The 12,765-nt window shown below is 67.7% G+C and carries 10 protein-coding genes; 2 read left to right on the top strand and 8 right to left on the bottom strand.

All coding sequences use genetic code 11. The features are described 5' to 3' along the window. The first annotated feature begins 27 nt into the window (after positions 1-27). The gene (locus PGN12_14910; GenBank protein ID MEH3105177.1) at positions 28-1,329 is read left to right on the top strand and encodes an outer membrane protein transport protein; all 1,302 of its coding nucleotides are present in this window, start codon (positions 28-30) and stop codon (positions 1,327-1,329) included. A gap of 261 nt (positions 1,330-1,590) precedes the next feature. On the opposite strand, the gene PGN12_14905 is transcribed toward PGN12_14910, so the two are convergent. Next, positions 1,591-4,743, bottom strand: coding sequence for a helicase-related protein (locus tag PGN12_14905; protein MEH3105176.1), 3,153 nt, complete (start codon positions 4,741-4,743; stop codon positions 1,591-1,593). A 133-nt stretch (positions 4,744-4,876) separates the two neighbouring features. On the opposite strand from PGN12_14905, the gene PGN12_14900 reads away from it, so the two are divergent. Beyond that, entirely contained in the window at positions 4,877-5,275 is a 399-nt protein-coding gene (locus PGN12_14900) for a hypothetical protein (GenBank protein ID MEH3105175.1), read from the top strand. An 18-nt stretch (positions 5,276-5,293) separates the two neighbouring features. Here the strand turns inward: PGN12_14900 and PGN12_14895 are convergent, their stop codons facing one another. The 7 genes from PGN12_14895 to PGN12_14865 form a co-directional block, all read right to left on the bottom strand. After that, positions 5,294-5,473: a hypothetical protein gene (locus PGN12_14895; protein ID MEH3105174.1), complete on the bottom strand. Its 180-nt coding sequence runs from the start codon at positions 5,471-5,473 to the stop codon at positions 5,294-5,296. Between the two features lie 34 nt (positions 5,474-5,507). Continuing rightward, positions 5,508-6,686 (bottom strand): VWA domain-containing protein, encoded by a 1,179-nt coding sequence (locus PGN12_14890; protein MEH3105173.1) that lies wholly within the window; start codon positions 6,684-6,686, stop codon positions 5,508-5,510. Continuing rightward, complete coding sequence (locus tag PGN12_14885) at positions 6,686-7,537, bottom strand: MoxR family ATPase (GenBank protein MEH3105172.1); 852 nt, start codon at positions 7,535-7,537, stop codon at positions 6,686-6,688. Before PGN12_14885 ends, PGN12_14890 begins: the two co-directional genes overlap by 1 nt. Positions 7,538-7,609: 72 nt before the next feature. Continuing rightward, complete coding sequence (locus PGN12_14880; GenBank protein MEH3105171.1) at positions 7,610-8,269, bottom strand: hypothetical protein; 660 nt, start codon at positions 8,267-8,269, stop codon at positions 7,610-7,612. 177 nt (positions 8,270-8,446) lie between these two features. Next, complete coding sequence (gene rpoD / locus PGN12_14875; GenBank protein MEH3105170.1) at positions 8,447-10,474, bottom strand: RNA polymerase sigma factor RpoD; 2,028 nt, start codon at positions 10,472-10,474, stop codon at positions 8,447-8,449. After that, positions 10,474-12,369 carry a DNA primase gene (gene dnaG / locus PGN12_14870; protein ID MEH3105169.1) on the bottom strand — a complete coding sequence of 632 codons (1,896 nt, stop codon included), beginning with the start codon at positions 12,367-12,369 and terminating at the stop codon, positions 10,474-10,476. Before dnaG ends, rpoD begins: the two co-directional genes overlap by 1 nt. Further along, positions 12,366-12,740: an endonuclease domain-containing protein gene (locus PGN12_14865; protein MEH3105168.1), complete on the bottom strand. Its 375-nt coding sequence runs from the start codon at positions 12,738-12,740 to the stop codon at positions 12,366-12,368. Before PGN12_14865 ends, dnaG begins: the two co-directional genes overlap by 4 nt. Between the last annotated feature and the right edge of the window lie 25 nt (positions 12,741-12,765).

Below are 12,765 nucleotides of genomic sequence, written 5' to 3'. Positions count from 1 at the left end.
CAGACACAAAAAGACATGAGGATCGCCATGAACACCCGTCACCGCATCATCGCCTCGCTGGCCGTGCTCGCCGGTTCGTCCGCGCTCGCCGGCGTCGCGCACGCGCAGGCCTTCTACCTTCAGGAGCAGGCGGCGCGTGGCGCCGGCCGCGCCTTCTCGGGCGAAGCCGCCGACACCGGCGCGGCGTCCTTGTGGTGGAACCCGGCGGCGATCGCCGGGATCGAGCGCGCGGAGGCGACCGTCAGCGCCTCGGTGATCCTTCCCAAGGGTGACGTGGTCGACAATGGCACCGTGATCCGCCGCCCCGGCGGCACCTTCGCGCCGGTCGGCGGCGCGTCGTCGTCGAGCGACCCGATCAACAAGGGCGTGCTGCCCTCCGGTGCGGTGGCGGTGCCGCTCGGAGACCGGTTGGCGGTCGGGCTCGCGGTGACCTCGCCGTACAGTTTCACGACCGACTATGACAACAACAGCTGGGCTCGTTACAGCGCCGACCGCACCTATCTGCGCACGTTCGACATCCAGCCGTCCGTCGCGGTTGCGGTCACCGACTGGTTGCGCGTCGGCGGGGCCGCCAACATCGAACATACCGAAGCCAGCCTGACGAACGCACTGCCCAACCTGTCGGCCTCGCTTGCCGACGGTAGTCAGAAGCTGGCCGGCGGCGGCTGGGACGTGGGCTGGACCGCCGGCTTCCAGATGCACAACGACTGGGCGACGGTCGGCGTCAGCTACAAGTCGGCGATCAAGCACAATCTTAAGGGTGACCTGACCGTCAGCGGGCTGCTCGGGCCGCTCGCCGGGCAGAACCGCACGGTGAACGACGTCGAGGCGAGCTTCTACACGCCCGCGCAGATCATGGTCGGCGGCCGCTTCCGCGCCACCGACCGGCTGACGCTCAACGCGCAGACGATCCGCTCGACCTGGGAGAAGTTCGATGCGATCCGGCTTGGCGCGCCGCTCAACGCCGCGCTGCCCGAGAACTACCGCAGCATCTGGAGCTATGCCGCAGGCGTCGACTATGCCGTGTCGCCCCGCCTGACGCTGCGCGGCGGTGCGCAGCGCACGCTGACCCCGACCCGCGACGGCGAGCGCGACGCGCGCGTGCCCGATGCGAACCGCTGGAATTACGCGCTGGGCGCGTCGTTCGACGTGACCCCGCATTTCTCACTGGATGCCGCCGCGAACTACGTCGACTTCGCCGACACGACGATCGACCGCACCACGGCGGCCTATGCCGGCACGGCGGTGCAGACGCCGATCCTCGTCAACGGCCGGCTGGAGGACGCCCGCGCCGTGGTGCTGTCGCTCGGCGGCCGCGTGCGCTTCTGAGGATTGTAAAGGGGGGGGGCTCGCTTCCTCCCCGTCCCGTCATTCCCGCGAAGGCGGGAATCCAGAAACTCTGACGTTGCGCCTCCTGCGACGACCTGCGCGTCTGGATTCCCGCCTGCGCGGGAATGACGAAAGCCGTTTGAGAATCGCTGTCCTACACGGCCCAACAAAAGCTACCATCAAAGCGCCTGCGCTAAAGCCAGCGCCACAGCGCGCGCTTCAACCCGCCGTTCTGCGCAACCTTCGCCAACATCGGCGCGCTCACGCCTCGGCCATCTCGCGCACCAGCTCGCCGGCGCGCTCCAGTCGGGCGAACGGATCGTCAATCCGCTCGCGCAGCAGGAAACGCCGCTCCTTTTGTTCCAGCCCGAACGCCGCCGCATCGATCGCGGTGCCGTTATGCGGCTCCAGCGCCACCGCCGCCGGCCCCGCGCTGACCTTGGCGATCCCCGCCGCCCGCGCATCCACCCGCAGCCGCGCGGTCGTCAGCAAGGTACGCGCCACGTCGGGCAGCGCCCCGAATCGGTCCTCAAGCTCGTCTTCGAGCGCATCAAGCGCCGCCGCCTCGGTAATCCGCGCCAGCCGCGCATAGGTCGTCACGCGCAATTCCTCGTCGGGGATCCACGTCTCAGGCAACCGCCCCTCGATCCCGAGGTGCAGTTCCGGGGTCCAGCGCTCGACCTCCTCGCCGCGTGCACGACGCAGCGCGCCTTCGAGCAACTGCTGATAAAGATCGATCCCGATCAACTTCATATGCCCGGCCTGCGTCTCGCCGAGCAGGTCGCCGGCACCGCGCATGTCGAGGTCGCGCGCGCTGATCGCGAAGCCGGCGCCGAGCCGGTCGAACGCCTCCAGCGTCCGCAGCCGCTTGAGCGTGCGCGGCGCAATTGCGTGGTCGGGATCGGTGAACAGCAGCACTTGCCCGCGCCGGCTGCCACGCCCGACGCGCCCGCGCAGCTGGTGGAGCTGCGACAGCCCAAAACGGTCGGCATGCGCGATCACCATCGTATTGGCGCGCGGCACGTCGAGCCCGGCCTCGATGATGTTGGTCGCGAGCAGCACGTCGCCTTCGCCACGCCCGAATCGCACCATCGCCGCGTCGAGATCGTCGGCGGGTAATTTGCCATGCGCCTCGATCACCTCGAGATCTGGGACGAGCGTGGCGAGCTGTTCGGCGAGCGGCGCCATGTCCGCGATCCGCGGCACGACCACGAAACTCTGCCCGCCGCGGCTTTTCTCGCGCAGCAGCGCGGCGCGCAGCGTCTCGGGGTTGAAGCTGCCCACGGCGGTGCGGATCGGCTGTCGGCGCGCTGGCGGGGTGGCGATGATCGACAATTGCTGCAGCCCGACCAGCGCCGATTGCAGCGTGCGCGGGATCGGCGTCGCCGACAGCGTCAAGACGTGGCCGGCCGACAGACCGCGCAGCTTGTCCTTGTCGGCCGCGCCGAACCGCTGCTCCTCGTCGATGACGACCAGCGCAAGATCCTTATAGGTCACGCCCTTGCCCGCGACCGCGCCGGTCCCGACGACGATCTGGATCGAGCCGTCCGCCAGCCCGGCCCTGACGCGCTTCTTCTCGGCGGCGCTCGACAGCCGCGACAGGCCGGCGACCGCGGTGCCGCTACCCTCAAAGCGCGTGGTGAAGGTGTCGAGATGCTGGCGCGCAAGCACGGTGGTCGGCGCGGCGATCGCAACCTGCTTGCCGGCCAGTACCGCGAGCGCGGCGGCGCGTAGCGCGACCTCGGTCTTGCCATAGCCGACATCGCCGATCACCAGCCGGTCCATCGGGCGTCCGGCGGCAAGATCTGTGCGCACCGCGGCGATCGCCTTTGCCTGGTCGGCGGTCTCGGTAAAGGCGAAGCCGGCCGCGAACCGCTCATAGGCGGCGGGATCGGGGTCGAGCACAGGGGCATCGCGCGCGGCGCGCTCTTCGGCGAGCGCGGTCAGGTCGCGCGCACTCTGCGCGATCGCGGCGTCGATCTCGCCGCGCCGCTTCTGCCAGCTCGAGCCGTCGAGCCGGTCGAGCGTCACCGCATCCGCCTCCGCGCCGTACCGCCAGATGCGATCGGCTTCACCGACCGGCACCAGCCGCACCCCGTCCTGCGCATAGGTCAGCTTGATCGCGTCGCCCCCCTCGTCAGGCAGTTGCTCCAGTCCGGCGACGACGCCGATCCCGTGATCCTCGTGGACGACGACGTCTCCGATCCGGATTTCGCCGAAGTCGAGCAGGCCGGCATCGCTCGGCGCGCCGGCGAGTTGCTCGCGCTCGGCGCGGCTCCCGAGCAGGTCGGCGGCGGCAATCGCGAGCACGCCCTTGCGCCGAAAGCCGCGGTCGGCGGCCCATTCGAGCGTCAGCAACGCGCCGCGCTTTGCCTTGCCGACCCTGGCCCAGGCATCGACCGCAGCAGGTTCCTCCCCAAGCGCCTTGGCGACCCGCGCACGCAGGAACCGCAGGTCGCGCGCGCTGCCGAGCAGCACGACGCGCTCACCCGCCGCGCGCGCCTCCTTGGCCAGTTTGGCGAAGGCGCGCAACGGGGCCTTATGCTCGGCGAACCGCGGCGGCGGCTCGCCCTCACGCGCCAGCGTCTGGCGAGCGCGCGAGGCGAGCGCCTTCTGCCATGTGGCGTCATCGATCACGTCGCGCGCGGCGCGCTTGGGCGCGCGGCGGGTCGCGTCGGCGACGAGCGTCAGGAAGCGGCGGCGGCGGTCGTCGGCGGCATCGTCGATAACGACGGTTGCGCCAGGCAGATGGTCGAGCAGGGTGGTGCGGTCATCGCCGGGCGCGGGTTCGGCGACGCGGCCGAGTTCGCGCTCGGCGACATCATCGATCGAGCGCTGGTCAGCGGGATCGTAGCAGCGCAGCGCGACCACCTTGCCATCGGCGACCTCGATGCGCAGTGGCAGCGCCGCATCGGCCGGGAAGACATCGAGCACCTGCCCACGCAACGCGACTTCGCCGGGTTCGTCGACGCGTTCGTCACTGACATAGCCGAGCTCCTCGAGTTCGGCGAACAGCGCTACGAGGTCGAGCGCCGCGCCATGCCTGATCGTCGGCGGCACCGAGTCGAACGCGGGCGGTGCGGGATAGGCGCGCGCCAACGCTTCGCCGGTGGTGACGAGCGCGATTCGCGGCGGCCGCTTCTCCGCGCCAAGCCGGCGTGCGCGACGCAATGCAGAGACGCGCTGCCCGACGTTGGCGGGCGAGGGGGGCGCGTCCTCGCCGGGCAGGGCGTCGCTGCCGGGACAGAACAGCACCGCCGCGGCTGGCATCGCCGCCTCCAGCGCCTGCGCCACCGCGGCGGCGCGGACGTCGTCGGCAAGCGCGACGATGAGGTTCTGCTTTACCAGCAGTTCGGCGAGCATCGCGGCCTGTTCGGCGACGGAAAGCGGGGCGGCCGGAGCGACGGCAGGCATCAGCGGGAAGCGTCCATAGGCCGCACGAACGGGCCGCGGGCCTTTGCCGTTCCGGGGCATCCGCTTGCTTCAGATCAGCCGTGGATCGACAAGGGTCAGCGCTGGTTCAGCCAATATGTGTCAGGAGGGTTCCATGAAGAAACGGATCGTCGCCGCGGCGCTGGTCGCCGCCCTTGCCGCCCCCGTGCAGGCCGCGCGGTCGACCCCCGATGAGGATCTCGCCAGATTGCTGAAAGGGAGGGTGGCGGAGGCGCCGGTACGCTGCATCCCGGTCAGCCCGACCGATCTCGGCTCGGTACAGATCATCTCGGAGCGCGCGCTCGCGTGGCGGATCGGCTCGCGCATCTACGTCAACGTACCGCGGGCGCGTGCCGAGACGCTCGACGATGACGATATCCTGATTACCGAGCCGTTCGGCGGGCAATTGTGCCGCAACGATCAGGTGCGACCGCTCAACCGTATGTCGCGCATTCCGAAGGCGTCGCTGCTGCTCGGCAACTTCACGCCTTATGTGCGCAGCACCGCCAAATAGGCGCTGCGCGGTCGCGGATCAGGCAGCGCGACGAACGTCGGTGTCATTGGCGGGCATGGCGCGCGCGCGGGTCTGGTTACGGTACTGGGCGATCAGATAGACGAGGTAGAGCATCACGGCCTCACAAAAAATGCTGGTTTGCTGCGGCGCAGCGTGTGCCAGCCATTTGGTGAAGGAAGCGTGTTGCAGCAATTGCAACCTGCGCGATCGTGGGTGCGTGAAGCGCAACCGTTCAGCGCTTGCGGGTTAGCTCGCGCATTGCCGCATCGAGCCCGTCCAGCGTCAACGAATACATGCGGCCACCCATCAGCTCCCGGATCATGCCGACCGAGGCGGTATAGTCCCAATGCGCTTCCGGTAGCGGGTTGAGCCACGCCGCGGCCGGATAGGTGGCGGTCAGCCGCTGCATCCACACCGCGCCGGGCTCATCGTTCATATGCTCGACCGATCCGCCGGGTTGCGTGATCTCATACGGGCTCATCGACGCATCGCCCACCAGCACCAGCTTGTGATCGTGCCCGAAGCGGTGGAGTACGTCCCAGAGCGGTGTGCGCTCCTGAAAGCGGCGGCGGTTGTCCTTCCACACGCCCTCGTACGGGCAATTGTGAAAGTAGAAGAATTCGAGGTGCCGGAACTCGGCGGTGGCGGCCGAGAACAGATCCTCGCACAGTCGGACATAGGGATCCATCGACCCGCCGACGTCGAGGAAGAGCAACAGCTTTACCGCGTTGCGCCGTTCAGGTCGCATGGCGACGGCGAGCCAGCCGCGCCGCGCGGTGCCGGCGATGGTCGCTTCGATGTCGAGTTCGTCCGCCGCGCCCTCGCGGGCGAAGCGACGCAGCCGGCGCAGCGCGACCTTGATGTTGCGCGTGCCCAATTCGCGGCTGTTGTCGAGGTCGCGGAATTCGCGCTGCTCCCAGACCTTGATCGCGCGGCGATGGTGTGACTCGCCGCCGATCCGCACCCCGGCGGGATTGTAGCCGCCGTTGCCGAACGGGCTGGTGCCGCCGGTGCCGATCCACTTCGAACCGCCCTGGTGCCGCGCGTGCTGCTCCTCCAGCCGCTGGCGGAGCGTGTCCATGATCTCGTCCCACGAGCCGAGCGCAGTGATCTTCGCCATCTCTTCCGGCGTCAGATAGCGTTCGGCGATCGCCTTAAGCCATTCGTCGGGGATCGCCGCGCCGGCTTCGGCGAAGCTCGTCTCCAGCCCGTTGAATACCTGTGCGAACACGCGATCGAAGCGGTCGTACAGACCCTCGTCCTTGACGTAGATCGCGCGCGACAGATGGTAGAATTGCTCGGGGCTGCGCTCGATCACCTCGGCCTGCAGCGCCTCGAGCAGCAGCAGATGCTCCTTCATCCCCGCCGGGATGCCGGCGGCGCGCAGCTGGTCGAGGAAGCCGAGGAACATCAGCCGCGAGAGCCCCGGCGCGCCATGAACGCCAGCCGCTCGAACAGCATCACGTCCTGCTCGTTCTTGAGCAGCGCACCGTGCAGCGGCGGAATCGCCTTGGTGGGATCGCGGTTCTGGAGGACGTCGAGCGGCATGTCCTCGTGGAGCAGCAGCTTGAGCCAGTCGAGCAACTCGCTGGTGGAAGGCTTCTTCTTGAGCCCGGGCACCTCGCGCACCTCGTAGAAGATATCGAGCGCGCGGCCGACGAGCAGCTTCTGGATGCCGGGGAAATGGACGTCGACGATCGCCTGCATCGTTTCGCGATCCGGGAAGCGGATATAGTGGAAGAAGCAGCGGCGCAGGAACGCGTCGGGCAGTTCCTTTTCGTTGTTCGAGGTGATGACGACGATCGGGCGTTGCGCGGCGCGCACCGTCTCGCCGGTTTCGTAGACGTGGAATTCCATCCGATCGAGTTCCTGCAACAGATCGTTGGGAAATTCGATGTCGGCCTTGTCGATCTCGTCGATCAGCAGCACCGGCGGGGTGGGGCGGGTGAACGCCTCCCATAATTTGCCGCGACGGATGTAATTGGCGATGTCGTGGACGCGCGGGTCGCCCAATTGCCCGTCGCGCAGCCGGGCCACCGCGTCATATTCGTAGAGGCCTTGTTGTGCCTTGGTGGTGGACTTGACGTTCCACTCGATCAATTCGGCGCCGACCGCGCGCGCGATTTCCTGCGCGAGGACGGTCTTGCCGGTGCCCGGTTCGCCTTTGACGAGCAACGGCCGTCGCAACGCGACCGCGGCGTTGACCGCGACTTTCAGATCGTCGGTCGCGACATAATCCTGCGTGCCCTCGAAGCGCTGCATCGCTCAACCCGTTCCTCATCGAAGATCGGGTATGGGATAACGGCAGCGCGCGGACGCGCAAGCGGCGAAGCGCTACATGCCTCGCCGCGCGGCGGCACGTGCTTCGAGCAAGTGCCACAGCCCGCGGTGCTGCGCGAGCATCTGCTGCGCGCCAAACGCCATCGCGCGCTCGACCGAGGCGGTGGCCTCGATGGTCTTGAGCAAGGCGATCGCCTGATTGGCAGCGGCAGTGAACGGCTCGCCGACCGGCAGCGCCATGCGGCGCGCGCAGCTGTCGAGCACGCCGCGCACCGCACACCAATCGAGCACGAAGGCGATCGCGGTGCCGGTCGCACAGCCGGCGCGATCGGAGCGCGACAACATTTCCAGCGCATTGCGTTGCCCGAGGATCGCCGTCTGCGAGGCGGCCTGTCCCGGCGTCGAGGGAAGCGGCCCGACAGCCGCGGTCAGCCGCACGAGCAACGCGCGTTCGCCGCTAACCGCCACCGCCGCTTGTTCCAGCCACCCGCGCGCGAACGGGTCGGCGCAACCGTTACGGGCATGGTCGACGATGCCTGGAAAGGTGCCGTGGATGACGCACAGCGCATGGATCGCATCGGCGATGTCGCGCAGCGTCGCAGCCGGCTGCATCAGCGCGGCGGCATAGGGCGCCGTCGCGGTGCCGTCGCTCGCGACCATCGCAAGGATCGTGCCGGCGCAGCCTTTCGGCTGCTTGTCGATGGCGATGGTCACGCTTTCCTCCGCTCGATGCGTGCCCTCCGTGCCGGCAGTGGCCCGGTGGTTGGCGATGAGGATAGAGCGGGGGTGTGAAGAGGCGGTTTACGACGGAGATGGTCCAGTCGACCCGCGGCACTTTGTGACCCAGATTGACGAGGATGGAGAGCGGGAACATCCGCTCTCCACCACAGCCTATTGGTCGAGGAAGCTGCGCATCTTGCGGCTGCGCGACGGATGCTTGAGCTTGCGCAGCGCCTTGGCCTCGATCTGCCGGATCCGCTCACGCGTGACCGAGAATTGCTGGCCGACCTCTTCCAGCGTGTGATCGGTGTTCATCCCGATCCCGAAGCGCATGCGCAGCACACGCTCCTCACGCGGGGTGAGCGACGCCAGCACGCGCGTGACCGTCTCCTTGAGGTTCGCCTGGATCGCGGCGTCGACCGGGATCACCGCATTCTTGTCCTCGATGAAGTCGCCGAGATGGCTGTCTTCCTCGTCGCCGATCGGCGTTTCGAGGCTGATCGGCTCCTTGGCGATCTTCATCACCTTGCGGACCTTCTCCAGCGGCATCGACAGGCGCTCGGCCATCTCCTCCGGGGTCGGTTCGCGGCCCTGCTCGTGCAGGAACTGGCGGCTGGTGCGGACCAGCTTGTTGATCGTCTCGATCATATGGACCGGGATGCGGATCGTGCGCGCCTGATCCGCGATCGAGCGCGTGATCGCCTGGCGGATCCACCAGGTCGCATAGGTCGAGAATTTGTAGCCGCGGCGATACTCGAACTTGTCGACCGCCTTCATCAGCCCGATGTTGCCTTCCTGGATCAGATCGAGGAACTGCAAGCCGCGGTTGGTGTACTTCTTGGCGATCGAGATCACGAGCCGCAGGTTCGCCTCGACCATCTCCTTCTTGGCGATGCGCGCCTCGCGCTCCGCCTTCTGGACCATGTTGACGATGCGCCGGAACTCGCTGAGCGCCATGCCGGTCTGCTGCGAGATCTCGCTGATCTCGGTCCGGATGCGATCGACCGCTGCGACCTCGTTGGTCGCGAATGCCGTCCACTTCTTGTCGAGCCCGGTCACCGAAGCGAGGAAACCCTCGTCCAGCTCATGCCCCATGTAGCGCTCGAGGAAATCCTTGCGGTTCACCTTGTGGCGCTCGGCGAGGCGCAGCATCTGCCCGCCCAGCGTCGTCAGCCGGCGGTTGTAGCTGTAGAGCTGGTCGACCAGATATTCGATCTTGGTCTGGTGGAACTGGACGCTCTCGACCTCGGCGGTGAGGTCCTCGCGCAGCTTCTGGTACTTGCGCTCCTCGGCGGCCGACAGCTCGATCCCGCCGCTCATCGCCTCCAGCCGGCTCTCCTGCATCTTAGAGAACTTGCGGTAGATGGCGGTGATGTTGGCGAACTTCTCCAGCGCCTGCGGCTTGAGCGTCTCCTCCATCTGCGCGAGGCTGAGGGTATTGTCTTCCTCTTCCTCGTCGGAGGGACGCGGCGCACGACGCTCGGTCATGTCGTCATCGTCGTCGGCGGGCGCTTCCTCGGGCTCGTCCTCTTCCTTGAACTGCGGCCCGGCGTTCGACGCGCTGATCTCGCCCGAATCGTCCTCGGCGCCCTCGACCTGCTCGGCCGACGGTCCCTTCGACAGCATCGCGTCGAGATCGACGATCTCGCGCAGCTGCATCGTGCCTTCGTTGAGCGCGGTCGACCAGTCGATGATCGCGTTGAAGGTGATCGGGCTTTCGCACAGCCCGAGGATCATCGTGTCGCGACCGGCCTCGATGCGCTTGGCGATCGCGATCTCGCCCTCGCGCGACAGCAGCTCGACCGCTCCCATCTCGCGCAGGTACATGCGGACGGGATCGTCGGTGCGATCGACCGTCTCCTTCTTCTTCTCGACCGCGGGGGCAGAGCCGTCGGACTCACCGTCGACCGCCTCCTGCTCCTCGTCATCGGCGCGCTCCTCGCTCTCGCCGTCCTCGCCCTGTTCCTCGTTCTCGACGATGTTGACGCCCATCTCGTTGAGCGCCGACATCACGTCCTCGAGCTGATCGGACGACATCTGATCCTGCGGGAGCGCTTCGTTGAGCTGGTCGTAGGTGATGTAGCCGCGCTTCTTGGCGCGCGCGATCAGCTTCTTGATGTTCGCGTCGTTCAGGTCGATCAGCGGAGCATCGGCCACTTCCGCGCCTTCGTCAGCACCGCCACCGTTCATCTTCGCCATCAATCGTCCTCGGGTCCAAGCGCGCGGGCGTCTTCGTTTGCCTGCACCAGATTTGCAAGCCGCTCGTCGAGCGCACGCTGTTCGTTCACCAATGCCACCTGTCGTTCGAACGCTTCGGCGGTCAAATGCGTCTGCATCGCCGAGGTTGCTTCGGCGAGCGCTGCATCCACCTCCGGCCGCGCGATCAGCACCGCAATCGCCTCGTCGAGGTCCTCGCGCGCCTGTTTCTCGTCGCCGCCGGCGCGGGTAAACGAATAGGGCATCGTATCGGCTCGCAGGAGATCGTGGGCGATCGCCTCGAAACCGGACCGCGCCAATATGGTGACGAGCCCGCCGCTATCAAGCGGCGCAGCGCGGCGGTCCTCCAGCGCGACGTCGACGACCGCCTCGAACAACCGTCCAAGCGCGCCGTCGGCGAGCTTGAGGCTGCCCAGCACCTCCATATGCCGCGCGATCTCCGCGGGATGGCGGATCAATCCGGCAAGCACCGCCTTGGCGAGCACGCGGTCGATATTGCCGGCCGCCCCGACTTTCTTGGCGTCCTCGGTGACCGGGGGCGGGGGCGGCGACCATTTCTGGCCGGGCTTACGCTGCCCCATCGGGTAGAAAGGCTGGCGCTGCTGGAACGGCTGGCGCTGGCGCGCGAACCGCTCGTCGAAGCGGTTGCGGAACTCGGCCTTGTACTCTGCCTTCACCGACGGGTCGGCGATCGTCTCGGCAAGATCGTTCAGCCGCTTCCTCAGCCCGGCGCGCTGCTCGGGTGTATCGAGCGGCTCGGCGGCGAGTTCGTGCTTCCACAGGCGATCGACGAGCGGCTCCGCCTCGCGCACCAGCGCCTCGAACCCCTGCGCGCCCTTCGCGCGCATCAGGTCGTCCGGGTCCTGTCCCTCTGGGAGCGTCGCAAAGCCGAGGCTGCGGCCGGGCGCGAGCATCGGCAGCGCGCGGTGCGCGGCGCGGATCGCGGCCTTCTGCCCGGGCTTGTCGCCGTCGAAGCACAGCACCGGCACGTCGACGACGCGCCATAGCCGCTCAAGCTGCTGCTCGGTCAGCGCGGTGCCGAGCGGGGCGACGGTCTCGCCGATCCCGCCCTGCGCGAGCGCGATCGCGTCCATATAGCCTTCGACCACGAACAGCCGCGCGGTCTTGCGCGCGGCGGGCAGCGCACGATCGAGATTGTAGAGCGTGCGCCCCTTGTCGAAGAGCGGGGTGTCGGGCGAGTTGAGATATTTCGGCTCGCCCTCGCCGATGATCCGCCCGCCGAACGCGATCACGCGCTCGCGCGGGTCGCGGATCGGGATCATCAGCCGGCCGCGGAAGCGGTCATAGGGCTCCTTGCCCTCGACCTGGATCAGCAGACCGGCCTCGACGAGCATCTCGTCGCCGAAGTCCTTGAGCGCGGTGCGCAGCCGGCCACGCGCATCCGGGGCATAGCCGAAGCCGAACGCCTTGCGCGTCGCGTCCTTGATCCCGCGGCGTTCGAGCAAGGCGCGCGCCTCCGCGCCGTCGATCCCGCCGAGTTGCTGCGTGAACCAGTCGGCGGCGGCCTGCATGACGTCGTGGAGTGACTTGGCCTTTTCGGCGCGCTGCGCGGCGCGCGCGTCGGGGGCGGGTACCTCCATGCCGGCCGCGGCGGCGAGTTCCTTCACCGCGTCCATGAACGGCAGGCCCTGATGATCGGTCAGCCAGCGAATCGCATCGCCATGCGCCGAGCAGCCGAAGCAATGATAGAAGCCCTTGTCGTCGTTGACGTAGAAGCTGGGCGTCTTCTCGTTGTGGAACGGGCAGCAGCCCTTCGACTCGCGGCCGGCGCGGGTGAGCTTCACCGTCTTGCCGACGAGCGCGGTCAGCGAGGTGCGCGCGCGAAGTTCGTCGAGGAAGGCGGGGGTGAGGCTCATGCGCTCCCCTCCCGCTTGCGGGAAGGGTTGGGGGAGGGAAGGGTCGCCAGCGCGGCCTCGATACGCTCCACCACGCCTTCGGTTCGTTCCGTCACGTCGTGGTTCCAGAAGCGTATCACTGTGTAACCAAGACCTTCTAGAAAGCGCGTCCGAGTCGCGTCTTTATCATCCTGCCATCCATGCTGCCCGCCATCCACCTCGATAACGAGCCTGACCGACCGCGCCACGAAGTCGCAGATATATGGTCCAACCGGCACTTGGCGGTTGAAGCGCGTGCCTGCAACCTTTCTGGCAGAGAGGTGCTGCCACAGCAGGCGTTCGGCCGGCGTTGGGGCACGGCGAAGCTGTTGCGCCTTTGTCCGTTGCTCCATCTGCCCTCCCCCAACCCCTCCCGCA

Source organism: Sphingomonas phyllosphaerae, from assembly GCA_036946405.1.
Lineage (GTDB): Bacteria > Pseudomonadota > Alphaproteobacteria > Sphingomonadales > Sphingomonadaceae > Sphingomonas > Sphingomonas phyllosphaerae_D.
This window is presented reverse-complemented; position numbering and strand designations above follow the sequence as displayed.

Bases quoted from the DNA above. Each gene is read 5' to 3' on its own strand.
- PGN12_14890 (MEH3105173.1), bottom strand. From the start codon at position 6,686: ATGTTCCTCGGCTTCCTCGACCAGCTGCGCGCCGCCGGCATCCCGGCG.
- PGN12_14905 (MEH3105176.1), bottom strand. From the start codon at position 4,743: ATGCCTGCCGTCGCTCCGGCCGCCCCGCTTTCCGTCGCCGAACAGGCC.
- PGN12_14910 (MEH3105177.1), top strand. From the start codon at position 28: ATGAACACCCGTCACCGCATCATCGCCTCGCTGGCCGTGCTCGCCGGT.
- dnaG (MEH3105169.1), bottom strand. From the start codon at position 12,369: ATGAGCCTCACCCCCGCCTTCCTCGACGAACTTCGCGCGCGCACCTCG.
- PGN12_14865 (MEH3105168.1), bottom strand. From the start codon at position 12,740: ATGGAGCAACGGACAAAGGCGCAACAGCTTCGCCGTGCCCCAACGCCG.
- PGN12_14885 (MEH3105172.1), bottom strand. From the start codon at position 7,537: ATGCAGCGCTTCGAGGGCACGCAGGATTATGTCGCGACCGACGATCTG.
- rpoD (MEH3105170.1), bottom strand. From the start codon at position 10,474: ATGGCGAAGATGAACGGTGGCGGTGCTGACGAAGGCGCGGAAGTGGCC.
- PGN12_14900 (MEH3105175.1), top strand. From the start codon at position 4,877: ATGAAGAAACGGATCGTCGCCGCGGCGCTGGTCGCCGCCCTTGCCGCC.